We start from the raw sequence: 24135 nt of genomic DNA, 5'->3' as shown, positions 1-24135 counted from the left end.
CCCCACCACCGCCGCCGGCCCCGCCCGCCGCGCCGGCCTTTTGAACAGGACCTCATGGATACATCAGTCAACTTCGATGCCGTCGACCGCCTGGTCGAATTCGGCCTGAGCGCGGCGGTCGCGCAGCGCATGGTCGCCTCGATGAACGGCGCCCTCGATGCGATGAACCTGCCGGGCCGCCAGCTCGGCGCTGTCGACACCGCGCCGCAGGGCTTCTGGATCGTCTACGAAGGCAAGCCGGCAGGCCCCTTCCAGGAAGCGCAGCTGATCCAGCTGATCGCGGGCGGCAAGCTGACCAAAGCCAGCTATGTCTGGAAGCCGGGCATGGCGCAATGGGCGACAGTCGAGAATTCGCCGGAAGTCCTGCGCCTGATCGTGCTCGCGCCTCCCCCATTCGTTCCCACGGAGTAGCCATGCGCATCCATCCATTGAACTTGCTCATCGCCCTGCTGGCGGCGGGCCTCCTGACCTTCGGCCTGGCCAGCAGCGACGCCAACAGCATCAAGGGCACGCTGGCCATCGGCAGCTTCCTGATCCTGGGCAGCACGCTCGGCGCCGCGCTGGGCCTGGAATGCGCCAACCCGCGCGCGGGCGTCAACCTGCGCATGGTGGCAGGGCTCTTCTTCGTGCTCGGGCTGGTGCTGCAGCTGGTGTTCTGCTTTGCCGGGTTCTCGCAGACCAGCTATGTGGTGGTGAACGGGATTGTCTTCCTGGGATTCCTGCTGGCGAGTAGCTCGGTCGCCAGCGCGCGTCAATAACTCCAAGCGCGCGCCTACTCTGGCGCCGTCACGTAGGGTGGGCGGGTTCTCCCGCCCACGCCGCCCTCTTCAGCCCTTTGCACCCGTAGCGTTGAGCATGCACTGCGACAGCTTGTCGAAGTGGAGCAAGGCGGCCTGGGTCAGGTCCACCTGCTTGCGGCGGGTGTCTTCGGTATCGGTCAGCATGATCCACCCCTTCTCGCGCATCGACTTCAGGCGGTTGTGCACGGTGGCGGGAGAGCCCAGCTGATCCTTCGCCATCATGTCGCGCACCGACAGGCGCTGGTTATCCTGGCGCGCGCGCGCCACCAGGGCCAGGATGCGCTCCTCGAGCGGATCGAGTTCCGGCAGCGTAGGCAATCCACGCAGCGCTTCGGTGAGCTGAAGAAAACGCAGGTAAATGTCGGCGGGGCGGGTTGGCTTCATTTTAGAACGGTTGCAAGTTAGCGAACGGATAAGCTATGCTCAGGTCCCTTGTATCGGCTGGATTGGCCATTTTACTGTAACGTTGTTCACAATGAGCCAATTTAGGTTGCATATGGCCATGGTCGCGGTGACCATGCTGTTGTTTTTCGCCGTGCTGAAAGTGAACCAGCTGCTGTTCGCAGCGCTCGAGTTCACGCCCGGGATCAACTGGATCTACCTGCCGGCCGGCGTGCGCCTGCTGGCCACCCTGCTCTTCGCCGAAGCCGGCGCCATCGGGCTGCTGTTCATCTCCTGGATCGTGTGCGTGGTCGAGTTCTTTCCGAACGACCCGGTGCGTTCTTTCGCGGGCGGCATCCTCGCCAGCGCCAGCCCCTACCTGGTCTACCGCGCGATGCAACACTTCTCCGGGTTGCAGCCTTCGCTGCAGAACCTGACGCCGAAGCGGCTGCTCATCCTATCGGTGATGTTCTCGCTGGCCAGCCCCTTCCTGCACCACCTGTGGTTTGCCCTGTACGAGCACAAGCAGGACCTGGGCGCCAGCTTCGTCGCGATGGCGGCGGGTGACCTTGGCGGGACCTTGGTGGTGCTGTATTTCGCCAAATTCCTCCTGTGGTGCGTCGAACGCGCCAGGCGCGCTACCTGACTGGCACCTGCCGCCGAACGGCATTTCTACCCTGACATTCGGTGCGCATGTTGATCGAATGGGTCTACGCTGCCGGTGGCGCGCGGGCGGGCTTGTGCGACCCCAAACCAGCTGGGCATTGAGGGCGTAAGGTCGTTGATGGGCTCGCCTGCTCGCGGGTGCAAGCCCTTGCGTCAAGGAAGTTGCTCATCAACAGTGCGGCAGCGTCCGGTGTTGCAAGTGTTGTCGCGCCGTACGAAAGAAGTCCGTGATGGCCGGTCTGGCCTGGCGGCGGGATGCCATCGTCGTGCCCCAGCCGCCATCCTTTCTGGAGATCGTCATGCAAACGCATCGTCATCAAGTATCGCTGTTCCTGCTGTCGCTCACCGTGTCGGTGGCGGCGACCGCCGCGCCCCATGTCGAATACCGGGTGACCGTCGTCGGTCCGCCGAACAGCCAGCCCACCGACATCAACCAGGCCGGCGCCGTGGTCGGCATCACGCCGAGCGGTTCGCTCACCTACCGCAGCTTCGTCAACTACGGCAAGGGGCCGCTCGACCTGGGCCTGCTGGGGGGCGCCTCTAATGTGGCGGTGGCGATCAACGACAAGGGCGAGGTGCTCGGCAACTGGACCACCAAGACGGGCCAACCGCGCGGCTACGTGTACTACCGCGGCAGCTTCCGGCAGCTCACGGGCCCTGGCGGCCGTGCCACCCGCTACGTGGACATCAACAACGCCGGGTATATCCTCGCATCGAGCAGCGCGCCGCCTTCGAAACCCGGCGCGGGCGATCCGACCGCCTACCTGCGCGCACCAGGTGGCAGCTACCAGCTCATTCCCGCGCTGCCGTACCCGAACCCAACCACCCAGGCGGAGGCGCTCAACAACTACAACCAGGTCACGGCGAATCCGGCCGGCTCATCTTTCCGGAAATCCCGTTCTACGCTTTCGTCTGGAGCAAGGGCGTGACGCGCCAGCTGGGCGACTTCGGCTACGCGCCCAACGACGGCCTGGACATCAACGACCGCGGACAAGTCGCCGGCTACACCTCGACGGCCACCTTCCGCGAGGCGCTTGCCACCATCTGGACATATGGCCGCCCGACCCTGATCGACTTGCGCCCGGCGGGCTCCAGCAACCGGTTCAGCACGGCCAACGCCATCAACAACTACGTTCATGTCGCCGGCAACAGCGACGACCTGGGCGCGTTCGTCTACCGCGGCAAGCGCAGGGAAAGCCTGAATGCGCTGATCGATCCGAAGTCAGGCTGGAGCATCACCTTCTCGCGGGGGATCAATGACGCCGGGCAGATTGTGGCGGACGGCGTGCGCGGTGGGGTGCAGTACGCGGTGCGGCTGGATCTGATACGGCCGCATGGGTTGGCGGCGCCGGCCATCGAAACTGATGATGAGGCGGACGTGATTGTTCGTCCCGAAGCGGAAGGTGGTGAGTGAAGAAGTAAGGCCGGTTGGCGCGGCGGCAAAGACAGGGGGTCGCGCCAACAAACGGTGAGCAAAACGATCGACAGTTCGCGCGCATTCGCGCAAGCAAGTAGGCGTCGACCTTCCTTAGGTTCTTCCTTCCGGGTGCTTGACTTACGTCAACCGTCCTTAGAAAACCATTTCCCCCACTCCCGAACGAGCGGGCCGGCTCCCAATCGCTGGTATTTAAGCCTGTGAATGACGGTCATGAATGAGCGAACGAGGTTAGGTCTGAAACCTGTACAGAAGTTCAACAATTTCATGGATGAGCCCGTGTTCAGATGTCGAACCCTACCCTCACTCTCCTCTAAAGAAGGCCGTCTACCGGCCTTCTCTGTTGCATTACCTGCCCCCCTGAACAAGACGTAACGCCGGTCGCTTGTCTTGGACCGCTGCGTTGATCTCATCCAGAGTATCCTGAGCAGCCTTTGCCCCAATGCGCTGAGCAACTTTCTTCATACCGCCGCCACGCTTCGTCCGTACAAGAAGCGCCGCTCCGCCTGATACAACGCGCCCTGTATCGGCGCGGACTTTCGAATACCACTCGTCATCGCTCATCATTACTCTCCTAAACTATGCCAAGGTCGGCAAGGGTAGTGTAAATATATCTTTGTAACTGTGCCGCACCCGTTGCACATATCTTGTACATCAATTCCCATACATGCCGAGCAGCAATGTATGCATGTATTAAGGCGCTCAGGGAGCCATCAGCAGCCCAGTCTAACGGCTGTTAGGTTCGAGTCGGCAGTCTTTGGTTACACAGAGCAATTCCAGAGTTGGTCAAAATTGTAGTAGTGCATGTCCTAAGCACGGCCAAGCGAACTTCGCCTTTACTGTGATAAGACTTCGCAGTTGATTCTTTTAATCGAAATTTGGGCGCTCGAGGCAGTAGCGGATGATTTTTATTTTCGGTACTATTTCACTCACAACTATAGGTCTATCGAGGAGAAACCGTGGGTGAAGCACGACGTCGTGGCAATCGGTCAGAACGCATAGACAAAATGCGCCAAGAATTCGGAGTAAAGGCGATTTCTGAAGCACGCTTCAACGCCTATGTGAGTTGGAGTCGCCTGCCACCAGCACGTATGATTTCTACAGAGCTAGAGTGGTACGCAGACCAAAACGAACGTGTGCTAGGCGTGGTCTCAGTTGATCATACCGATAGAGATTTTGCGTTCGTTGCCTTAGGGAGGGACGAAAAAGGCCGGTTCCGAACCGTTGATGTGGAAACAAGCTTCAGCTCTCTTGGCGACGCTCGACGTAAACTCTTTCACGCTCTGCAAAAACTTAGTTCTAGCGGCGATGAAACCTTTCCTCAAGGCGGCGCGGATCGAGGAGGGGTTGATCTGTTTGCGCCAGTTCATGGCGAAGAGAAACTCCATAAAGCTTTTAAATTGGTCGCAGAACATCCAAGCTGGTCGCCGGCAAAAGCAATTCTTTCAGAAATGATGAACCACTACGTCGATGTAGATGGCAACTTCGTCGAGCAATTTCAAAGCGAGGGCTTCGACTCTAGATTATGGGAATTATATCTGTATGCGTTTCTACTCGAAGAAGGTTTGTATGTCGAAAGGCCCGACCCAGCACCTGACTTCGTTGTGCGCCTTGGACGAAAGAAGGTTTTCATTGAAGCAGTTACTGTAAATCCTACCGATGGCGAAAAACCACCTACTGAGGAACACGGCGTCGTGGTTCGGAGCCAGGAGGAGATCGCTAAACTTCTTGAGGGGAAGATGCCAATTAAGTTCGGTAGCGCACTATATTCAAAGCTAAACCGCAAAACGCCCTATTGGACTCTTCCAGATGTGGCCAATCATCCCCTGATATTCGCTATTGCCGATTTTCACGAGCCACAATCAATGATGTGGAGCTCATCTGCGCTATTCAGGTATCTTTATGGTGTGAGTCATGACTTCAGTAAGGACGAGCACGGGCAACTTCTCATCAGTTCACTAAAGATAGAAAAGCACCAGCATAATGGCAAAGAGATCCCATCGGGCTTTTTCTTTCTGCCGAACGCCGAAAATGTTAGTGCTGTTTTGTTCAGCTCAACCGGTACTCTATCGAAGTTTAATCGCATGGGTCGATTAGCCGGGTTTGGAGTACCTAATATCATCATGACACGTTACGGCCTTTACCACGATCATGACCCAAATGCTGCTCTTCCAAAGCCATTTGTTCGGACCATAATGGAAGGACAAACTACTGAAACGTGGGCTGAAGGTATGTCAATGTTCCATAATCCAAACGCAAAGCATCCCGTTGACCCGGACTTGTTCCCCGGAATCGCTCATCACTGGTTTGAAGAAGGACTAATCAAAAGCACAATTCCGCCCTTTCATCCCTATTCGTCTATGACGATGAATGTATTGGTGACCGATAAAGAAGAAGACCTCGCTGATAAAGAAGGAACATCGGTTACCCCACCCATAGAATAAAACATTTCGCAGCTAGGCTAAGATTCCGAGTCGACCGCGGGCCGAATCGAGGAAGATTGAAAGAGACGTCATCCTGCCCGTTATTTATGGTGCAGATAGCCGGCACGTGTTCGATTCTGCAGTTACCCAACAATCTAGATATAGAGCCAGAAAATGTTTGTTTCAATAAAATCGCCCCTACGATTTCTCGTAAGGGCGTGATCGACTGCAAATTATAATGGTAGGCCTCCCCAGAGTCGAACTGGGCACCAACGGATTATGAGTCCGCTGCTCTAACCAAGCATGAGCTAGAGGCCCAGAAATCGGGACAGTGGCTAGAAAGAGTTCTCGCCACCTGCTTCAGCGGCGCGGTACCGTGAAGCAGAGTGGCGAGAGGATATTGCTTTTAGTGCAGGTCCGTCAAGGACCAGCTACAACAATCAGCTGCTGCCCTCGAGGAAGCTCTTCAGCTTGTCCGAACGCGAGGGGTGACGCAGCTTGCGCAGGGCCTTCGCTTCGATCTGGCGGATGCGCTCGCGGGTGACGTCGAACTGCTTGCCGACTTCTTCCAGCGTGTGGTCGGTCGACATCTCGATACCGAAGCGCATGCGCAGCACCTTGGCTTCGCGCGGGGTCAGAGAATCAAGCACGTCCTTCACTACACCGCGCATCGAGGCGTGCAGGGCCGCATCCGACGGCGCCAGCGTGTTGTTGTCCTCGATGAAGTCGCCCAGGTGCGAATCGTCGTCGTCGCCGATCGGCGTCTCCATCGAAATCGGTTCCTTCGCGATCTTCATGATTTTGCGAATCTTATCTTCCGGCATCTCCATCTTGATGGCGAGGGTTGCCGGATCCGGTTCAGCACCGGTCTCCTGCAGGATCTGGCGCGAAATCCGGTTCATCTTGTTGATCGTTTCGATCATGTGCACCGGAATACGGATCGTGCGCGCCTGGTCCGCGATCGAACGGGTGATGGCCTGGCGGATCCACCACGTCGCATAGGTCGAGAATTTATAACCGCGACGGTATTCGAACTTGTCCACCGCCTTCATCAGGCCGATGTTGCCTTCCTGGATCAGGTCGAGGAATTGCAGGCCGCGGTTGGTGTACTTCTTGGCGATCGAGATCACCAGGCGCAGGTTGGCCTCGGTCATCTCGCGCTTGGCCTTGCGCGCCTTCATTTCGCCGGCCGCCATCTGGCGGTTGATGTTGCGCAGGTCCGGCAGCGGCAGCACCACGCGCGCCTGCAGGTCGATCAGGCGTTGCTGCAGTTCCTTGATCGTCGGGATGTTACGGCCCAGGATGGCGCTGTAGGCGTGGCCGGCGTTGACTTCGCCGTCGACCCATTCCAGGTTCGTCTCGTTGCCCGGGAAGACCTTGATGAAGTGGGCGCGCGGCATGCCGCAGCGGTTCACGGCCACGTCGAGGATCTGCTTCTCGATGTGGCGCACTTCGTCCACCTGGCCGCGCAGGGTGTCGCACAGCTTCTCGACGACCTTGGCCGTGAAGCGGATGCCCAGCAATTCGTCGGAGATCGCGTCCTGGGCCTTGACGTAGGCCTTGGAGTTGTAGCCGTCCTTTTCGAAGGCCTTGCGCATCTTGTCGAACTGGTCGGCGATGTTGTTGAACTTTCCGAGGGCGGCCTGCTTCAACGCTTCGAGCTGCTCGGCCGAGTAGCCGGCCGCGCCCGAGGCGCTGGCGCCTTCCTCTTCTTCTTCCTCGGCTTCTTCCGCTTCGTCCTCGTCCTCGTCTTCGTCGTCGGTCGTGGTCGGGGCGACCGCGGTTGGCGAGGTATTCTCGTCATCGTCCGGGTCGACCATGCCGTCGACGATCTCGTCGATCTTGATCTCGTCCTTCTCGATGCGCGACGCGGTGTCGATGATCTCGGCGATCGTCACCGGGCAGGCGGAGATCGCCTGGATCATGTCCTTCAGGCCGTCCTCGATGCGCTTGGCGATCTCGATCTCGCCTTCGCGGGTCAGCAGCTCGACCGAGCCCATCTCGCGCATGTACATGCGGACCGGGTCGGTGGTGCGGCCGAAGTCGGAGTCGACGGTCGACAGCGCCGCCTCGGCGGCCGCTTCGGCTTCGTCGTCGCTGGTGACGTTCGGGACGTTGTCGGACAGCAGCAGGGTTTCCGCGTCAGGGGCGTGCTCGTAGACGGCAATGCCCATGTCGTTGAAGGTGCCGATGATGCCTTCGATCGCTTCCGGATCGACGATGTTGTCCGGCAGGTGGTCGTTGATCTCGGAGTACGTGAGGAAGCCGCGCTCCTTGCCCGACTTGATCAGGGCCTTGAGCTTGTTGCGGCGGATCTCGAGCTCTTCCTCGCTCGCTTCGGTATCCGACGAGAACGCGTCTTTCAGCAGCGCCTTTTCCTTGGCCTTGCGGTCCTTGGCCTTGGCCTTGTCCGCGGCTTTCAATTCGGCGCGCTCGACCGCGTTCAGTGCGGCGATCTCATCGTTCTCGGGCGTGAATTCCTTGGGCTTGCGGCCACGGCGTCCCGGGACCTTGACGGATGGCAGGACGTAACCGGACGTGTCGATGGCAGCCAGTGCGGCCGCATCGGTCGTCGCATTGACCGGTGCCGGGCTCGCCGTACGAACCTCGGCCTGGTCTTGGCCTTTGTCCACCTTGGCGGACGCTCTCGTGGTTTTTGCAGCCACTTTGGTTTCGGGTTTCTTGGTTGGCACAGGCGCTTTCGAAGTCACAACGACTAACTTTACGATGGTTAAAGATAAAGTTTTGTTACCTTACATCACCCTGCAGGCAATTTCCGTTGCCTCGCTAACTGAAACACCACGCCGCGATTGAAACGAAAAATGGTTTCAAAGGTTGCAATAGTTAGCGTTTTATTATAGCACGCACCCCTACTTTTTCCAGTTGCGAACACCGGCCGTAGAGGCCGTATCCACAGTGCTTAGCGGGCCGCCATGTCCGCCGCGGCCTCCCGAGCTAGGAGGTCCTGCTGGGCAGTAATTTCGCGATAGCGGACACTGACCTGATCTGGGGTCAGGCCCGAAGAAAACAACTGGTTAAGTTCTTGTTTTAACGCGTCCATTTTGATTTGACGCACAGCGCTAAGGAGCCAGATCCGGTCTGCGTCAATATCCGACTCCGGTTCAGCCGCGATTTCCGAAATCAAACTGTCGTATTCTCCCGTCACTTCTTTTAACTGTTGTGACAAGGCCGCGAACGTACCGTATTCGCCCAGGCTTTGCGCCAGCTGGACCAGGTGGCGCAAGGCATCCGCAGATTCCTGGCCGAAATAGTCGAAACAGGCCAGCGCCGAATCGTCCAGCAGCTGCGCCAGCTGCGGGTGCGAGACCAGGATGCGCAGCATCTGCAGCTCCAGCCCGACCGGTTTCGGACGGCCCTGACGCGGCGGCGCGCGGCGCACCACCGATACCGGCTTGGACAATTCAAACAGCGATTCGATCTCGGCCGGCGTCGATTCGGTGAGGCTGGCAAGGCCGCGCACGATCTGCAGCCGCAGCGCGGTCGGCGCCATTGCCTGCAGCATCGGCTTGGCCTCGTGCTGGGCATGCGCCCTGCCCTCCGGCGTCGTCAGGTCGTGTTCAAGGGTCACTTCGCGCAGCAGGAACTGCGACAGCGGCATCGCCTCGATGATTTCCTGTTCAAAGGCCTCGGCGCCGCGCTCGCGCACGAAGCTGTCCGGGTCGTGTTCCTGCGGCAGGAACAGAAACTTGATCGTCTTGTCGTCCGTCACTTGCGGCAGGCAGGCTTCCAGCGCACGGCGGGCGGCGCGGCGGCCGGCCTTGTCGCCGTCGAAGCTGAAGATCACGGTGTCGGTCTGGCGCAGCAGTTTTTGCACGTGGGTGCTGGTGCATGCGGTGCCGAGCGTTGCCACGGCCTGCGGGAAGCCGAGCTGGGCCAGCGCCACGACGTCCATATAGCCTTCCGTCACCAGCACGTAGCCGGCGTCGCGGATGCTTTGCCTTGCTTCGAACAGGCCGTACAGTTCCAGGCCTTTCTGGAACAGCGGGGTTTCCGGCGAGTTCAGGTATTTCGGTTCGCCGCCGTCCAGCACGCGGCCGCCGAAGCCGATCACCTGGCCCTTGGTGTTCCGGATCGGGAACATGACGCGCTCGCGGAAGCGGTCGTAGCGTTTCTTGTTGTTGCCGTCCTCGTCGACCTTGTCGATCACCAGGCCGGATTCGACCAGGGCCAGGGCCTCGTAGTCGGGGAAGACCGAGCGCAGGTTGTCCCAGCCACCGGGGGCGTAGCCCATGCCGAAGCGGGCGGCCACTTCGCCGGTCAGGCCGCGGTTCTTCAGGTAGGCGATGGCATTCGGCGCCTCGCGCAGCTGGGCGCGGTAGTAGGCGCAGGCCTGGTTGAGCGCTTCGGTCATCGCCAGCGACTGCGCCTGCTGGGCGGCGCGCTGCTGCGGCGGGATCTTGTCGTCCTGGTCCGGGACCACCATGCCCACGCCCTGGGCCAGGTCCTTGACGGCATCGACGAAGCCCATGCCGGAGTATTCGATCAGGAAACCGATCGAGGTGCCGTGGGCGCCGCAGCCGAAGCAGTGGTAGAACTGCTTCGTCGGGCTGACCGTGAAGCTGGGGGATTTTTCGTTATGGAATGGGCACAGGCCCATGTAGTTGGCCCCGCCCTTTTTCAGCTGGACGTAACGGCCGACGATGTCGACGATGTCGACACGGTTGAGCAAATCGGTAATGAATGATTGCGGAATCACTAGGAGGTACTCAGTGTTTGTCTCAACTCAGACTATACCGCAGCGCTGACTGCAAGTTGATTTATGACAAGGCTAACGGCAAGACGGGGCCGCTTGTCGGAAGTATGCGTCATGGCCATTTTATAGCCGGTTGACCGCGTGGGCGGCAAAGCCGCCCATCCTACGGTAGGGTGGGCAAGTTTCTTGCCCACGCGGTCAGGCGACAGGTGATCAGCCGCCGCTCAGCGCCTTCTTGACCAGCCCCGACACCACGGTCATGTCAGCACGCCCCGCCAGCTTCGGCTTGAGCACGCCCATCACCTTGCCCATGTCCTGCGGCCCGGCGGCGCCGGTCGATGCCACGGCGGCAGCCACTTCGGCCGCGATTTCCTCGTCCGACAGGCCGGCCGGCATGTAGGCCGACAGGATCGCCAGCTCGCCCTTTTCGATGTCCGCCAGGTCGGCGCGGCCGCCGGCTTCGAACTGGGTGATCGAATCCTTGCGCTGCTTGATCATCTTTTCGACGATGGCCAGGGTCTGGGTATCATCCACTTCGATCTGCTCGTCGACTTCCTTGCGCTTGATCTCGGCGAGGATCAGGCGGATGGTGGCCAGGCGGGCGCTTTCCTTGGCGCGCATCGCGGCTTTCATGTCCTCGGTGATTTGGGCTTTCAGGCTCATGGCTTCTCCGTGCAGTGGAACAAAAGTTTAAAGTTAAAAACGACAAAACCCGCCGCGGTAACAACCGGAGCGGGCTTGCGGACGCTCAGCGACTCGCCGGGACAGTGCTGTCGCCGGACCAAGCCGTGGATGCAGTCAGATTAGTACAGCTTCTTCGGCAGCTGCTGGCTGCGGATGCGCTTGTAGTGACGCTTCACTGCGGCGGCCAGCTTGCGCTTGCGCTCTGCAGTTGGCTTTTCGTAAAACTCGCGAGCGCGCAGTTCGGTCAGCAGACCGGTTTTTTCGATAGTGCGCTTGAAGCGACGCATAGCGACTTCGAACGGCTCGTTTTCTTTAAGGCGGATAGTGGTCATGTAAAAATGAAACCGTTGGATTTAGGAAGAACGAAAGTGTAGCACTATTTGCGGATCAGTGGAAGCTTTTAACAACGTGTCCCACAATTGCTACACAGCTTATACGCTGGTGCCGGCCGCGTAGCCCGAGGCCCAGGCCCACTGGAAGTTGTAGCCGCCCAGCCAGCCCGTCACGTCCACCGTTTCGCCGATGAAGTACAGGCCCGGCACTTTATTGGCCATCATGGTCTGCTGCGACAGTTCGCGCGTATCGACGCCGCCCAGGGTCACCTCGGCCTTCTTGTACCCTTCCGAACCGGTCGGGACAATCGCCCAGCGGTTGATGGCGTCGCCCAGCTTGCGCAGCTTGGCGTCGGCCATGTCGGCCAGGCGCATGTCCGGCGCAAAACCGTTGGCCACCAGCAGACCGTCGGCCAGGCGCGCCGGCAGCCACTGGGACAGCACGTTGCCGAGCTGCTTCTTGACCGTGGTCTTCGATGAAATCAGTTCCTCGGCCACGTCCATCTCCGGCAACAGGTCGAGCACGATCGGCGTGCCCGGTTCCCAGTAGCTCGAGATCTGCAGGATCGCCGGACCCGACAGGCCGCGGTGGGTGAACAGCAGGTCTTCGCGGAAGTGGCCGCGTTGGGTTTTATTCTTGCCCTTGCCGCCGCCGGTGCTCACTTCCACTTCCAGCGCGATGCCGGCCAGCGGCGCAAAGGCTTCCCAGCTCGGGCCGTCGAAGGTGAGCGGCACCAGGCCGGGGCGCGGCTCGACGATTTGCAGGTCGAACTGCTTCGCGATGCGGTAGCCAAGGTCGGTGGCGCCGATCTTCGGGATCGACAGGCCGCCAGTAGCGATCACCACGCTGTCGCAGGCGATGTCGCCGCCTTCCGCCGTGATGTGGAAACCCGTCTCGCTTTTTTCGATGCTGCCGATCTTGCAGGGCATGCGCCAGCTGACCTCGCCCGCAGCGCATTCGGCGCGCAGCATCTGAATGATCTGCTCGGACGAATCGTCGCAGAACAGCTGGCCCTTGTGCTTCTCGTGGTAAGCGATGCGGTATTTCTTCACCAGGCCGAGGAAGTCCTGCGGCGTGTAGCGCGACAGCGCGCTGCGGCAGAAATTCGGGTTCTGCGACAGGAAGTTGGCGGGGCCGGCGCCAATATTGGTGAAGTTACAGCGTCCGCCGCCGGAGATGCGGATCTTCTCCGCGAGGCGCGTGGCATGGTCGAGCAGCACCACGCGCTTGCCGCGCTGGGCGGCAATGGCCGCACACATCATGCCGGCGGCGCCTGCGCCGATGACCGCTACATCGTATTGTTTTGCCATGCTTGAGCGTGTTCCCGAATCGCCAAACCGGCCATTGTATATGGTTCAGGGGTATCGAGGAAAGCTAGCCCCCGTCCGCCGTCCTCACATCGAGGTCGCGCCCGTTGAGCACCGTCCCATCCCTGGCGATCGTGATGATGTGCATCCCCGTATCCGTCAGCCCCAGGCGCTTGAGCTGCTCCGGCGACACCCGCAGGAAGTACTCCCCCGGGAATATCCCGTTAATGACGAAGTAGCCATCCGCCGCACTGCTCATGCTGGCCACCACCTTGCGCGAGGCATCCACCAGCTCCAGCTTCAAATCCCCGATCGCCTTGCGCTTGCCGTCGGCATACAGGTAAGTGGTGCCATCCACCTCGCCGGTCACGTTGACCGCGAACTCCAGCTGGCTGACCTTGCCCGGCCGCGGCACGATGCGCACGCCCGGCACGCGCGGCTGCCATTGCGGGTCCTCGAGCGTGTTCGGATCCAGGCCGATGTCGGTGTTCTGGTGCGTCGGCAGGCGTGAGAGATAAGCGACGCCGCCGGCATCGGTGCGCACCGCGTAGTTGGCGCCGTTGACGATGAAACCGGCGCCGGGAATCGCTTCGTCCGCGCCATCCATGACGCCGTTCAGGTCCTTGTCGAGGAAGACGTGGATCGAGGCCGCGCCCATGGCGGCCATCGGCTGGGCATCCGTCATCAGGCGGCGGCTGCGCGGCTCCAGGCCCATCGCCATGAAGAACTGCAGGCCCAGGCCGTAGTCGTGGCGGTTCGAGTAGAAGCCGTTGATGCCCAGGCCGTAGCTGCCGAGGCTCTTGTTGACGCCGCCGAAGGCGCGCAGTTCGCGGTCCTGGAAGCTGCGCATCAGGCCGAGGTTGAGCAGGTAGCCGTCGTTCATCGCATAGTCCGCCGACACGGCCGCGCTGCCCAACGCAAGCTCCGGTGCGATCGTGTACTGCAACTGTCCGCTGACGCCCACGCCGGCCACGCGCCGGCTCACCTGGAACTGGCCGTCCGCGATCTCTTCCGTGCCCAGCCTGGCCCAGCGCAAGCCATTCGTCAGCGCGATGCCGTCGCGGTAGGCCGAGACACGTCCCTGCACCTCGATATTGCGGGTGCCGGAGGCCAGGCGGTCGTGCCGTACCTGCAGCGCCACCGGGAAGTACTGGCTGCCGCCCGCCACCACGCCTTCGGCGCGCAGCTCGTCGCGCACCTTCACCGGGTCGGCCACCTGGGTGAAGAATTCGCTTTGGAACTTGTCCAGCTGGGCGCGGGTGGCCGACAGCGAGACCTTGCCGATGCGAGTCTTCAGGCCCAGCTGCGCCAGGCTGCCGCCGTCCTGCGCCTTGACGGCATCGGCGGTGGCAATCAGGCCGTTCCAGTAGCCGCGCAAGCCCAGGTTGGCGTAGTTGCGGTGGGTGCCGTCGAATAGCGGCACGCGCTGCCAGCCGCCGGTTGCGTTGATGCGATCGCTCACACCCCATTCGAACTGGGCCAGCGCGCGCTCGCGCCCCAGCAGGTCGCGCTGAAGGCCGGCATCGTAGTACAGGGCGCCGCGCGGCACCGCGGCATCTTCCAGCAGGAAGCTCTGGCGTTCCACGCGCAGCTGGCCCAGCGGGCCGTGGAAGACCAGCCGGAATTCGTTGGGTCCATAGGCCAGCGGCATGTCCTCGAAGCTGTACTTGCCGTCCGGGCGCGACTGCTGGAAGCCGACCAGGGCCTCGTTGTAGAACAGCTCGACATCCCAGCCCGGCGGCAGCGGCCCTTGCAGGGTGTGGCGGTCGAAGCTGGTCGGCTGGTTGAGCGGGCGGTTGCTGACCAGGACGCCGTTGCCGGTGGGGCTGCTGACCGAGATGTTGGGCACGCCCGGCAGCGGCACGCTGCCGAACAGGGCGGTGCGCGCCCGCAGGGGGCCGAGCAGGCCGGCCTCCGGGTCGTTGCGCCCCAGCGTCAGGCGCAGGCCGCGCGAAGGATCATGGCGGTTGTGGCTGGCATACAGGGCCGCTTCCATACCGAGCAGGTCGGCCGTCAGGTAAGCGGTGTAATTGACTTCGGTCTGTTTGCGGCCATCGGTCTTGCTGGTCGACAGGCCGAAGGTCTGGTCCACGAAGGGTACGTCCATCACCCGATAGGGGATCGACAGGCGCGGGTAACCGGGGTCCTGGTAACCGCCCGGTGTGCCCGGCATGCCGCCGCGCTCGCGCCGCGCCAGCCTGGCTTGCAGCGGCAGCTGTTCGCGCGGGCGCACCTTGAGGGCGAGGTTCGGCATGTCGAGCTCGAGGTCGACCGGCAGCAGGCGCGCCAGCAGCTTGCTCGCCACGTAGATTTCATCGGACTGCAGCTTGAACTGCGCGCGGTCGAGCTCTTCCTTCCTGCCGGCGATCTCGACGACGCGTCCCGGCACGTCGAGGCTGAAGCCGCGCTCTTCGCTCAGGATGTAGCCGCTGGCCCTGCCCTCCCCTGGCGTCACGCGGATGGCCAGGGTCAGCAGGCGCGCCATTTCGCCCAGCGGCAGGTAGACGTCGCGCCCGATCTCGTAGCCATTGACGGCATCGGACAGCAGCTGGTTGCCGAGCCGGACTTCGAGCAGGACCAGGTTGGTTTCCGACGCCGGCATGGGCGCCGCCACCGCCGGCGTCGAAGCCGGCAGCGCCATCAAACCCGCTAGGAAGAAACCTGTCCGAATGACCTGCATGCGCGCGAAAACCCATGTTGCCGGTAAATTCCGGCAACACAATTATTGCTCAGAATATAAGTGTTGCGATAGCAGATCAGGGCAGATTCAGGCTGGCCTGGGCCAGCAGCTTGCCGCCCGCTTCCGGACGGTCGCGGTAGACCACCTCGATCGTGCCGCCGGACAGTTGCATGCCCTTCGGCAGCTCCAGCGGCAGCGCGGCCTGGCGCACACGGTTGGGGGTATACACGGCGATGCCGCCGGCCTGCGCCAGCGACACGGGCTTGCCGTCGCGCGCGGTGTAGGTGACGCTGACGTCGCCGTACACCGAGCTCGTGCCCTCGCGCTCGAAGCGCAGGGCCAGCACGGGACGCTTGGCGGCGTCCTTCTGCAGTGCCAGCCCGGCCAGGCTGACCGTGGCGCCGACATTACCGTGCCGCACGATGATCGGCATCGAGGCGCCGACCAGGGCATTCAGCTGCACGCCGATCTGGCCGCCCTCGGCGCCGCGGCTCTCGATGCTGGTGCTGGCATCCGTGTCCGGCAGCTTGTCGAACAGCAGGTGCGAACGGTATTCCCCCTCGGCCAGGTCAGCCGGTTTGCGCAGCATGATGCGCACGGTCTGGGCGGTGCCCGGCTGCAGCGTCACCTGGCGCGGCGAATAACGCAGCATGCTGTCGGCGAAGCGCTCGCCTTCGAGCGCGGTATCGGCCGGCTCGAACTGGCCGGCGTCCGTCATGCGGCGGTTGACCAGCGAGATCCGGTAACTGGCCGGCTTGCTGCCGCTGTTGATCAGCTCGACCTGGGCCGCGCGCTGGTTCTTGTCGAACACGATGCGGGTCGGGTGCAGCATCAGTTCCGCCTTGGCCGGCCAGCACAAGACCAGCAGCACGATGGCGAGCGTGGCGGAAAGCAGCAGGCGGAAACGGCTCATGGGAACCGGTAGGAAGCTCGGGGAAAACATGGTGATGGACCTACTGGAAATTGACGGTCAAAGAAAAGGTGCCGGTGTAATTGCCGGGGGGCTGGCTCGGCGCCACGGTCAGGGTGGCGCCCACCCCCAGGGTGGTACCGCCGTTCGGCACCGAAGCGATCGATGCGGGATTGGTGACAAAGGTGTTCACGGCCATGCTGTTGGCGCCGCTGCTGAGGCGGACGCTGCCGTTGGCGGGCGTCGAGATGATGACGGCCTTGTTGGTGGCGCCGCCGTTGCTCTTGCCGACATTGAAACCGGCCTGGCCCGCGCCCGGGGAATTCAGCAGCACCACCCCGCCGGTACGGGAGCGTACGCCGGTCGGACTGAGCACGACCGTGCCGCCGGTATTGGCGACGAAGCTGCCGAAGTCGAGGCCGCGTGTATTGGTGAGCACGATCTGCTGGGCATGCGCATGCCCGATCGCGAACAGCGCCGCCAGCACGATCGCGCTGGCGGGCAGACGTAGCGGGATGCGGCGCACCTGCATGGTCCCAGGGAGTGCCGCTGGCCGCGCTTAGTTGTACTCGACGGTAGCGCTGATCGTGCCGCTGTAGCTGCCGGCTGGCTGGTTGATCGCCACGTCCAGCACGCCGCCGACATAGATCGACTGCGCACCCGCAGTCAGGGCGCCGCTGGACACGTCGCCGGTCACGGCGCCGCCGCCGGTCAGGTCGGCGACGCGGGTGAAGGTCATGTTGTCCGTGCCCGAGACCAGCGTGGTCGATGACCCGGCCCACGAGATCGAGTAGGTCATGGTGCCGCTACCGGTGACGTCGAACTTGGCGGCGCCGACGGTGCCGCCGGTCAGCAGGGTCACGCCGCCGGTCTTGCTGCGGGTACCGTTGGTGCTGACGGTGACGGTGCCGATCGAGGCGCCCGCCGCGAAGGTGCCGAATCCGAGGTCGTTGGCCTTGCTGATCGCGATCGGGGTCACCACGGTGCTGGTCGAGGTGGCATTGGCCTGGGCGGCGATGGCGCTGCCGGCGGCGGCGCTCATTGCCAGCGCGAGCGCGGCGAGGGTCAGATGGGTCTTGGTAAAGCGGGCATGCTTGGTCATTCTGGTCTTCCTTCAGTATGGGACGGAGCGGCATGGAGCCGGACGATTCGTTATGACGACACCCCAAGGTCAGCGATAACAGGACAGAAACATTGCTGGCATTTGTTCGGTATCGTTTTGCTATGTTGCAAGAAAATAATAGCGGAGTTTTGCGCAAAATCACTGTTTCTGTAAGTCAACAGTAAGAAAAACATTGTCAAATTCGTCAATAATTGTTAATACATTACTTGTCTACACAAATGTAAAGACACCGATTACCTGAACTTCGGTGCATATAACGTGGATTCATGGCTTATCGGGACAAATTTGGGACAGGAAGGTTTCATAGATGACAAAACTTCCGAAACCAATAAACATTTGTTTATCACAACCAAATGTTGTTGCAATCCAACGTTGATAACCGTGTTGAAAGCACGGCAGCCACCGCGAAGGATGGCTTTCGAGACAGGAAGAAGGCCTGGCGGGCGCCAGGCAGGGCTCAGCTGCGCAGGGCGCGCGCGACCTGCAGGCAGTGCGCGACCTGGGCCGCGATCGGCGCCGGAATCGGCACCTCGCCGCGCAGGGCGGCGGCGATCCAGGCAGCGGTGGTGGCCGCATCGCGCGCGTCCGGCACCTCGGCCAGCAGGTCGGTCGGCGCGTCGCGTTCCACCAGCAGCGTGCGCAGGCCGCCGTGGAACCAGTCGATGCGCGGGGCGCGGTGCGGGTTGGCGACGGTCTCCCCTTCGGTGCCGCGCATCAGGAAGGCGTCGCCGCGCTGGGGCGGCGCGGCCGTGATGAAGTATTCGCCCAGGGTCTCCAGGTATTCCGGGTGGGTGTAGGAGACCAGGCGCAGCGCCGGGCCCTCGAAAGGCTGCAGGATCTTGACCAGGGTGTGGGTCGAATTGCGCACGCCCAGGATGCGGCGCAGCGACAGCATGTGGGCCAGGCTCGGGGCCAGATGCTCGATCGGGATGAAGGCGGGCCGGCGGTTGGCGGCGGCATCCAGGATGTCGCTTGATGAGCCGGCCTCGGCCAGGCCGAGTTCGGCCAGGATCTCGCTGGTGGTGATGCGGCCCGGATCGTGGCGCACGCCATGCACCAGGGTCGGGACGCCCTCGCGCGCCAGCAGCAGCGCCAGCAGCGGAGTCAGGTTGGCCAGCTTGCGCGCGCCGTTGTAGCTCGGAATCAGGACCGGCGCGAATTCGCCCGGCGGGCTGGGCAGCGGCGCGAACGAACTTTCCGCAGCATCCATGAAGCCGGCCAGCTCGTCCACGGATTCGCCCTTGATGCGCATTGCCAGCAGAATGGCGCCCAGCTCGAGGTCGGACACCCTGCCGCCAAGCATGGCCGCATACAGCGCACGCGCATCCTCGCGCGACATGCTGCGCGCACCCTTCACGCCGCGGCCGATCTCCTTGATGAAGGGGGCCGCGGCGAATCGTTCGGTATTCTTGTCCATGGCGCAAGCATACAATGCCTGCGCGGGCGTCGTGAGCGCACGGTGAGTTTTTGGCGGCCACTTGTGCAAGTGCAGCATTTTCGGTCTACACTGGATGGTTCCTCCAGAACCTATCGCATCATGATCAACACGCCAGCCATCGAAAACACCAACGTCAGTTCGTTCGCCGAGATGCCGACGCCGACGGAACTCCACGCCACGCTGCCGCTGTCGGACCGCGCCTTTGCCACTGTGATGGGGGGCCGCGAGACGCTGCGCAATATCCTGGACCGCAAGGACGAGCGCCTGTTCGTGGTGGTCGGGCCCTGCTCGATCCACGATCCGGAAGCCGGCCTCGACTATGCACGCCGCCTCAAGGCGCTGCAGGCCGAGGTGATCGATACCATGGTGCTGGTGATGCGCGTGTATTTCGAGAAGCCGCGCACCACCACCGGCTGGAAGGGCTACATCAACGACCCGTTCATGGACGATTCCTTCCGCGTCGACGTCGGCATGGAACGCGCGCGGCGCTTCCTGCTCGACGTCTGCGAGCTGGGCCTGCCGACCGCCACCGAGGCGCTGGATCCGATCTCGCCGCAGTACCTGGGCGATCTGATCGCCTGGACCGCGATCGGCGCACGCACCACCGAATCGCAGACCCACCGCGAGATGTCCTCCGGCCTGTCGACCCCGGTCGGTTTCAAGAACGGCACCGACGGCGACGTCAGCATCGCGGTGAACGCGGTGCTGTCCTCGGCCAACCCGCACGCTTTCCTGGGCATCAACGGCCAGGGCACGGTCTCGATCGTGCGCACCAGCGGCAACGCCTACGGTCACGTGGTGCTGCGCGGCGGCGGCGGCCGTCCGAACTACGATTCGGTGTCGGTGGCGATCGCGGAACAGGCGCTGAAGAAGGCCGGGCTGCCGGCCAACCTGGTGGTCGATTGCTCGCATGCCAACAGCTACAAGAAGCCGGAATTGCAGCCCTTGGTGATGTCGGACGTGATCCAGCAGATCAAGCACGGCAACCGCTCGCTGGTGGGCGTGATGATCGAGTCGAACATCGTCAGCGGCAGCCAGGCGATTCCGGAAGACCTGTCGCAGCTGAAGTACGGCTGCTCGGTAACCGACGGCTGCATCGGCTGGGAAGAGACCGAGGCAATGTTGCGCAGCGCGCATCAGGAACTGCTGCAACGCCCGTAATGCCCTTGATGGGTGGGCCGGCGGCCCACCCTGCTGTAAAATCTCCCTTTTCCTCCCTGCTGTTTCCCCCATGATTGTTCTCGGCGTCGAATCCTCCTGCGATGAAACCGGCCTGGCTCTGTACGACACCGAGCGCGGCCTGCTGTCCCATGCCCTGCACTCGCAGGTGGCCATGCACGAAGAGTACGGCGGCGTGGTGCCGGAACTGGCTTCGCGCGACCACATCCGGCGCGCCCTGCCACTGCTGGAAGAGGTGCTCAAGCGCGCCGACCTTCCGGCCTCGCATATCGACGCCATCGCCTATACCCAGGGTCCGGGCCTGGCCGGCGCGCTGCTGGTCGGTTCCTCGGTGGCCTGCTCGCTGGCGCTCGCCCTCGACAAGCCGGTGCTGGGGGTGCATCACCTGGAAGGCCACCTGCTGTCGCCGCTGCTGGCCAGCGAGCGCCCGGACTTCCCCTTCATCGCCCTGCTGGTCTCGGGCGGCCACACCCAGCTGATGCGGGTGGATGGCGTCGGCCGCTACACGCTGCTGGGCGAGACCCTGGACGACGCCGCCGGCGAAGCCTTCGACAAGTCGGCCAAGCTGCTGGGCCTCGGTTATCCGGGCGGTCCGGCGATCTCGCGCCTGGCCGAGTTCGGCGACCCGGCCGCCTACACCCTGCCGCGCCCGATGCTGCACTCGAAGGATTTCAACTTCAGCTTCTCGGGCCTGAAGACCGCGGTGCTGACGGTGGTGAAGAACCACGAGGAGAAAGTGGTCGCCAACATCTGCGAACAGGACAAGGCCAACATCGCGCGCGGCTTCGTCGACGCGATCGTGGAAGTGTTGACGGCCAAATGCGTGAACGCGCTGAAGCACACGGGATTGAACCGCCTGGTGATCGCCGGCGGCGTCGGCGCCAACCGCCAGCTGCGCGAATCGCTCAACGCGGCGGCGGCCAAACGCAAGTTCAAGGTGTATTACCCGGAGCTGGAATTCTGCACCGACAACGGCGCCATGATCGCGTTTGCCGGCGCCATGCGCCTCGAGCGCAATCCCGACCTGGCGCAGCGCGACTACGCATTCAACGTGCGCCCACGCTGGCCGCTGGACGAGCTGGAAGCCGCATAAAGCCTGTCTGGACAGGCTTGCAACACCCGTTATCAACATTGAACTTGCTTACTTAACATCGATCCTACCGTGTGACCGCCCCTTGCCAAACGATGGCAATATCCGACGGTTAAGTTTTACGGAGGTCGTGTGATGCGCGTAGTAAGTTGGAACATTCACTGGGGTTGTGGCAAGGACGGCAGGATCCGCATTCACGCGATCATCGATGTCCTGCGCCGGCTGAATCCGGACGTGATCTGCCTGCAGGAAGTGGCGGCCAACCACCCGGAACTGGAGGGAGGCGCAAGCGCCAACCAGTTCAAACAGCTGGGCGGCGCCTTCGGCGGTTTCCACATGATGGAGCATGCCCCGAGTGAACTCTACAAGAACAACTCCCCGCGCCTGTTCGGCAACCTGATCCTCTCGAAGTACCGCATCTCGCAGGTGCACCGCCACCTGCTGCCGTGGCCGGCCGACCCGGAAGGTCCGGCCGGCATGCCGCGCGGGCTGATGGAAACCGTCATCGATGCGCCCAGCGGCAAGCTGCGCCTGATGACCACCCACCTCGAATACCATTCGCCGCTGCAGCGCATGGCGCAGGTGCGCCGCATTCGCGAGCTGCACGGCGAAGCAAGCGCCAGAGCCCGCATCTTCCAGCCCGATCCGAACCTGGATGCGCCCTACCAGCTGGGCTTCCGTCCCGCATCGAGCATCCTGTGCGGCGACTTCAATTTCGCGCCGGACGACGAGGATTATCGCGCCCTGCTGGCACCGATGGACGATGGCGCACCGGCCTTCCTGGACGCCTGGCGTGTCGCGCACGGCAACGTGGCGCGCGCGCCGACCACCGGCCTGCACGGCTATCCCTGGCCGCAGCGCCCGGAATGCTACGACCACTTCTTCGTGACGGAAGACCTGGCGCCGCGGGTGGCGTCGGTGGACGTGCAGTCCGAGACCGCGGCCTCGGACCACCAGCCGGTGGTGCTGGATCTGAACTAGGCTTTTATTGCTGCTGCGCTTGCGCCTGCGGGGCGTCGCCGCGCGCGGCGATCTCGCGCAGCGCCTGCTCGAACACTTCCGGCGGCTGGCCGCCCGAAATCAGGTGGCGCTGGTTGATGATGATGGCCGGTACCGAATGGATGCCGGCGCGCTGGAAGAACTGTTCGCGCTCGCGCACCTCGTCGGCGTATTCATCGCTCGCCAGGATGCGCGCGGCGCTCTCGCGGTCCAGGCCGGCGCGCTCGGCGGCGCGCAGCAGCACGTCGTGGTTGCTGGGGTCTTCGCAGTTGGTGAAGTAGGCTTCGAACAGGGTCATCTTGAGGTCGCGCTGGCGGCCTTGTTCCTCGGCCCAGGACAGCAGGCGGTGCGCATCGAAGGTGTTGTAGATGCGGCCCCGCCGTTCCATGTCGAAAGTGAAGCCGACGTCCGCGCCGCGCTGGCGGATCGCCTCGCGGCTATTGGCCTGCTGCTCGGCGGTGGCGCCGTATTTTTCGGTGATGTGCTCGACGATGTCCTGGCCGTCCGGACCCATGTTCGGGTTCAGCTCGAAGGGCTGGAAATGCATGTCGGCCTCGACTTCTCCCTTGACGCGCGCCAGCGCCAGCTCCAGCGAGCTGAGGCCGATCGCGCACCAGGGGCAGGAGACGTCCGAGACGAAGTCGATGCGGAGTTGCTTGCTCATGCTGCCACCTTTCCTGTTCGTTGCGGCACGGGAGTGCCAGGTGGCGATATGGTAACGCGATGCGCAAAACGGTGCGCGCAAGCTCTCGGATGCTACCCCCGTGGCTATTTCTTCTTCGCGGCGGCGGCCTTGCTGCCGATCTTCGACTCTTTCCCCGCCATCAGGTTCGCGATATTGCTGCTATGGCGCCACAGGAGCAGCGCGCTCATCGCCGCCACCGCGAACAGGATCTCGTCCGCGCCGAACAGCAGGCCGTAATAGAAAGGCGCGAAGACCGAGGCGATCAGCGCCGCCAGCGAGGAATAGCGGAAGGCGTAGGCCACGATCAGCCAGGTCGCCAGGGTCGCCAGTCCCAGCCACGGGTTAATCCCCAGCAGCACGCCGAGCGCGGTCGCCACGCCCTTGCCGCCCACGAATTTGAAGAAGACCGGCCACAGGTGGCCCAGAAACACGGCGATCGCGACCAGCGCGATGCCGCCCTCGTCGAGCCCGAATTGCGGGCCGTAGTGGACCGCCAGCCAGACCGCCAGCCAGCCCTTGGCGGCGTCGCCGATCAGGGTGGCGATGGCGGCTTTCTTGCTGCCGCTGCGCAGCACGTTGGTGGCGCCCGGGTTCTTGGAACCGTAGGTGCGAGGGTCGGACAGGCCAAAGGCGCGGCTCATCACGACCGCGAAGGAAATCGAGCCGATCAGGTAGGCGGCGATGGTGGCAATCAGGGTATTCATCGGGTCTCTCTATTTGTTCTTATACGTCAGGCGCTCGGACTATACACATCGACCGTGCCCTGTGGCAAGTCACTCGGCCAGGGCGCACTGCACCGCGCGCGCAGCCAGGGTATCGGTCAGCACGCCCGGGGCGATGCCAATCAGATAACCCCGGCGGCCGCCGTTGATGTAGATCTTTTCCAGGCCCAGGATCGATTCCTCGACGTAGACCGGCATCGCCTTGCGCACGCCGAAGGGCGAGGTGCCGCCGACCAGGTAGCCGGAATGGCGCTGCGCCACCTCCGGGCGGCAAGGCTCGACCGACTTGCAGGGAATCGCGCGCGCCAGGTTCTTGGTCGAGACCTTGCAGTCGCCGTGCATTAGCACGATCAGCGGCCGCGCCGCCTCGTCCTGCATCACCAGGGTCTTGATCACATTGTGCTCAGGCACACCGAGTTCACGCGAAGAAACGGCTGTGCCGCCATGTTCTTCGTACTCGTACGGGTGCTCGGTAAAAACCACGCCATGCTTGCGCAGGAACTGGGTCGCGGGTGTCTCAGAAACGTGCTCTTTCTTGGCCATGCGTGGTACGCTAAAGACGAACA

At 62.7% G+C, this 24135-nt stretch carries 23 protein-coding genes and 1 tRNA gene; 9 read left to right on the top strand and 15 right to left on the bottom strand.

Translation table 11 applies throughout. The features are described 5' to 3' along the window. The first annotated feature begins 54 nt into the window (after positions 1–54). Together GV068_RS19390 and GV068_RS19385 are read left to right on the top strand one after the other, a co-directional pair. Positions 55–411, top strand: a complete 357-nt coding sequence (locus tag GV068_RS19390; RefSeq protein WP_159701599.1) for a DUF4339 domain-containing protein — start codon at positions 55–57, stop codon at positions 409–411. 2 nt (positions 412–413) lie between these two features. Beyond that, complete coding sequence (locus GV068_RS19385; protein ID WP_159701596.1) at positions 414–758, top strand: hypothetical protein; 345 nt, start codon at positions 414–416, stop codon at positions 756–758. Between the two features lie 69 nt (positions 759–827). Here the strand turns inward: GV068_RS19385 and GV068_RS19380 are convergent, their stop codons facing one another. After that, positions 828–1184: a winged helix-turn-helix domain-containing protein gene (locus GV068_RS19380; RefSeq protein WP_159701593.1), complete on the bottom strand. Its 357-nt coding sequence runs from the start codon at positions 1182–1184 to the stop codon at positions 828–830. Between the two features lie 118 nt (positions 1185–1302). Here GV068_RS19380 and GV068_RS19375 point away from each other — a divergent pair, with 118 nt between their 5' ends. The 4 genes from GV068_RS19375 (at position 1303) to GV068_RS19360 (ending at position 5726) form a co-directional block, all read left to right on the top strand. Beyond that, positions 1303–1827 (top strand): hypothetical protein, encoded by a 525-nt coding sequence (locus tag GV068_RS19375; RefSeq protein ID WP_229464341.1) that lies wholly within the window; start codon positions 1303–1305, stop codon positions 1825–1827. 319 nt (positions 1828–2146) lie between these two features. Continuing rightward, positions 2147–2776 (top strand): hypothetical protein, encoded by a 630-nt coding sequence (locus GV068_RS19370; RefSeq protein WP_159701587.1) that lies wholly within the window; start codon positions 2147–2149, stop codon positions 2774–2776. Beyond that, positions 2773–3261: a hypothetical protein gene (locus GV068_RS19365; protein ID WP_159701584.1), complete on the top strand. Its 489-nt coding sequence runs from the start codon at positions 2773–2775 to the stop codon at positions 3259–3261. The genes GV068_RS19370 and GV068_RS19365 overlap by 4 nt, the downstream gene beginning before the upstream one ends. Before the next feature lie 980 nt (positions 3262–4241). Further along, complete coding sequence (locus tag GV068_RS19360; RefSeq protein ID WP_201303318.1) at positions 4242–5726, top strand: hypothetical protein; 1485 nt, start codon at positions 4242–4244, stop codon at positions 5724–5726. A gap of 218 nt (positions 5727–5944) precedes the next feature. Here the strand turns inward: GV068_RS19360 and GV068_RS19355 are convergent. The 11 genes from GV068_RS19355 to ybiB all read right to left on the bottom strand — a co-directional run bounded on the left by GV068_RS19355 (position 5945) and on the right by ybiB (position 18873). Then, positions 5945–6023, bottom strand: a tRNA-Ile gene (locus tag GV068_RS19355). A gap of 122 nt (positions 6024–6145) precedes the next feature. Next, positions 6146–8338, bottom strand: coding sequence for an RNA polymerase sigma factor RpoD (gene rpoD / locus GV068_RS19350; protein ID WP_373888421.1), 2193 nt, complete (start codon positions 8336–8338; stop codon positions 6146–6148). Between the two features lie 287 nt (positions 8339–8625). Continuing rightward, the gene (dnaG, locus tag GV068_RS19345) at positions 8626–10422 is read right to left on the bottom strand and encodes a DNA primase (RefSeq protein WP_159701578.1); all 1797 of its coding nucleotides are present in this window, start codon (positions 10420–10422) and stop codon (positions 8626–8628) included. A gap of 210 nt (positions 10423–10632) precedes the next feature. Further along, positions 10633–11082 carry a GatB/YqeY domain-containing protein gene (locus tag GV068_RS19340; protein WP_159701575.1) on the bottom strand — a complete coding sequence of 150 codons (450 nt, stop codon included), beginning with the start codon at positions 11080–11082 and terminating at the stop codon, positions 10633–10635. 140 nt (positions 11083–11222) lie between these two features. Beyond that, positions 11223–11435, bottom strand: a complete 213-nt coding sequence (rpsU, locus tag GV068_RS19335) for a 30S ribosomal protein S21 (protein ID WP_005665410.1) — start codon at positions 11433–11435, stop codon at positions 11223–11225. A gap of 99 nt (positions 11436–11534) precedes the next feature. Next, on the bottom strand, positions 11535–12746 hold the full coding sequence (locus GV068_RS19330; RefSeq protein ID WP_159701572.1) for an NAD(P)/FAD-dependent oxidoreductase: 1212 nt from the start codon (positions 12744–12746) through the stop codon (positions 11535–11537). 64 nt (positions 12747–12810) lie between these two features. Then, positions 12811–15384, bottom strand: coding sequence for a hypothetical protein (locus tag GV068_RS19325; RefSeq protein WP_159701569.1), 2574 nt, complete (start codon positions 15382–15384; stop codon positions 12811–12813). A gap of 115 nt (positions 15385–15499) precedes the next feature. Further along, a complete protein-coding gene (locus tag GV068_RS19320) occupies positions 15500–16336 on the bottom strand; it encodes a molecular chaperone (RefSeq protein WP_159701566.1) in 837 nt (278 codons plus the stop codon). Between the two features lie 40 nt (positions 16337–16376). Beyond that, positions 16377–16865, bottom strand: a complete 489-nt coding sequence (locus tag GV068_RS19315) for a DUF4402 domain-containing protein (protein WP_159701563.1) — start codon at positions 16863–16865, stop codon at positions 16377–16379. A 27-nt stretch (positions 16866–16892) separates the two neighbouring features. Next, a complete protein-coding gene (locus GV068_RS19310) occupies positions 16893–17435 on the bottom strand; it encodes a DUF4402 domain-containing protein (protein ID WP_159701561.1) in 543 nt (180 codons plus the stop codon). Between the two features lie 478 nt (positions 17436–17913). Beyond that, positions 17914–18873 carry a DNA-binding protein YbiB gene (gene ybiB, locus GV068_RS19305; protein ID WP_159701559.1) on the bottom strand — a complete coding sequence of 320 codons (960 nt, stop codon included), beginning with the start codon at positions 18871–18873 and terminating at the stop codon, positions 17914–17916. Positions 18874–18993: 120 nt separating this feature from the next. On the opposite strand from ybiB, the gene GV068_RS19300 reads away from it, so the two are divergent. From GV068_RS19300 to GV068_RS19290, 3 genes are all read left to right on the top strand, one after another. After that, positions 18994–20055 (top strand): 3-deoxy-7-phosphoheptulonate synthase, encoded by a 1062-nt coding sequence (locus GV068_RS19300; RefSeq protein WP_308637437.1) that lies wholly within the window; start codon positions 18994–18996, stop codon positions 20053–20055. A 70-nt stretch (positions 20056–20125) separates the two neighbouring features. Next, positions 20126–21166, top strand: coding sequence for a tRNA (adenosine(37)-N6)-threonylcarbamoyltransferase complex transferase subunit TsaD (tsaD, locus tag GV068_RS19295; protein WP_159701557.1), 1041 nt, complete (start codon positions 20126–20128; stop codon positions 21164–21166). Positions 21167–21298: 132 nt separating this feature from the next. Beyond that, positions 21299–22144, top strand: coding sequence for an endonuclease/exonuclease/phosphatase family protein (locus GV068_RS19290; protein WP_159701555.1), 846 nt, complete (start codon positions 21299–21301; stop codon positions 22142–22144). A gap of 4 nt (positions 22145–22148) precedes the next feature. Here GV068_RS19290 and GV068_RS19285 read toward each other — a convergent pair whose 3' ends face one another. From GV068_RS19285 to GV068_RS19275, 3 genes are all read right to left on the bottom strand, one after another. Next, positions 22149–22826 carry a DsbA family oxidoreductase gene (locus tag GV068_RS19285; protein ID WP_159701553.1) on the bottom strand — a complete coding sequence of 226 codons (678 nt, stop codon included), beginning with the start codon at positions 22824–22826 and terminating at the stop codon, positions 22149–22151. Positions 22827–22930: 104 nt separating this feature from the next. Then, the gene (gene plsY, locus GV068_RS19280; protein WP_159701551.1) at positions 22931–23551 is read right to left on the bottom strand and encodes a glycerol-3-phosphate 1-O-acyltransferase PlsY; all 621 of its coding nucleotides are present in this window, start codon (positions 23549–23551) and stop codon (positions 22931–22933) included. Between the two features lie 69 nt (positions 23552–23620). Then, entirely contained in the window at positions 23621–24112 is a 492-nt protein-coding gene (locus GV068_RS19275) for an aminoacyl-tRNA deacylase (RefSeq protein WP_159705253.1), read from the bottom strand. Positions 24113–24135 lie beyond the last annotated feature (23 nt).

Source organism: Massilia sp. 9I (assembly GCF_902506415.1).
Classification (GTDB): Bacteria; Pseudomonadota; Gammaproteobacteria; order Burkholderiales; family Burkholderiaceae_D; genus Telluria.
The sequence above is the reverse complement of the archived record's forward strand: the minus strand, read 5'-3'. Positions and strand labels throughout refer to the sequence as shown.

Bases quoted from the DNA above. Each gene is read 5' to 3' on its own strand.
- GV068_RS19385 (WP_159701596.1), top strand. From the start codon at position 414: ATGCGCATCCATCCATTGAACTTGCTCATCGCCCTGCTGGCGGCGGGC.
- GV068_RS19380 (WP_159701593.1), bottom strand. From the start codon at position 1,184: ATGAAGCCAACCCGCCCCGCCGACATTTACCTGCGTTTTCTTCAGCTC.
- GV068_RS19340 (WP_159701575.1), bottom strand. From the start codon at position 11,082: ATGAGCCTGAAAGCCCAAATCACCGAGGACATGAAAGCCGCGATGCGC.
- GV068_RS19330 (WP_159701572.1), bottom strand. From the start codon at position 12,746: ATGGCAAAACAATACGATGTAGCGGTCATCGGCGCAGGCGCCGCCGGC.
- GV068_RS19285 (WP_159701553.1), bottom strand. From the start codon at position 22,826: ATGAGCAAGCAACTCCGCATCGACTTCGTCTCGGACGTCTCCTGCCCC.
- GV068_RS19370 (WP_159701587.1), top strand. From the start codon at position 2,147: ATGCAAACGCATCGTCATCAAGTATCGCTGTTCCTGCTGTCGCTCACC.
- rpsU (WP_005665410.1), bottom strand. From the start codon at position 11,435: ATGACCACTATCCGCCTTAAAGAAAACGAGCCGTTCGAAGTCGCTATG.
- plsY (WP_159701551.1), bottom strand. From the start codon at position 23,551: ATGAATACCCTGATTGCCACCATCGCCGCCTACCTGATCGGCTCGATT.
- tsaD (WP_159701557.1), top strand. From the start codon at position 20,126: ATGATTGTTCTCGGCGTCGAATCCTCCTGCGATGAAACCGGCCTGGCT.
- GV068_RS19325 (WP_159701569.1), bottom strand. From the start codon at position 15,384: ATGGCGCTGCCGGCTTCGACGCCGGCGGTGGCGGCGCCCATGCCGGCG.
- GV068_RS19375 (WP_229464341.1), top strand. From the start codon at position 1,303: ATGGTCGCGGTGACCATGCTGTTGTTTTTCGCCGTGCTGAAAGTGAAC.
- GV068_RS19300 (WP_308637437.1), top strand. From the start codon at position 18,994: ATGATCAACACGCCAGCCATCGAAAACACCAACGTCAGTTCGTTCGCC.
- ybiB (WP_159701559.1), bottom strand. From the start codon at position 18,873: ATGGACAAGAATACCGAACGATTCGCCGCGGCCCCCTTCATCAAGGAG.
- GV068_RS19315 (WP_159701563.1), bottom strand. From the start codon at position 16,865: ATGCAGGTGCGCCGCATCCCGCTACGTCTGCCCGCCAGCGCGATCGTG.
- GV068_RS19275 (WP_159705253.1), bottom strand. From the start codon at position 24,112: ATGGCCAAGAAAGAGCACGTTTCTGAGACACCCGCGACCCAGTTCCTG.
- GV068_RS19310 (WP_159701561.1), bottom strand. From the start codon at position 17,435: ATGACCAAGCATGCCCGCTTTACCAAGACCCATCTGACCCTCGCCGCG.
- GV068_RS19390 (WP_159701599.1), top strand. From the start codon at position 55: ATGGATACATCAGTCAACTTCGATGCCGTCGACCGCCTGGTCGAATTC.
- GV068_RS19290 (WP_159701555.1), top strand. From the start codon at position 21,299: ATGCGCGTAGTAAGTTGGAACATTCACTGGGGTTGTGGCAAGGACGGC.
- GV068_RS19320 (WP_159701566.1), bottom strand. From the start codon at position 16,336: ATGAGCCGTTTCCGCCTGCTGCTTTCCGCCACGCTCGCCATCGTGCTG.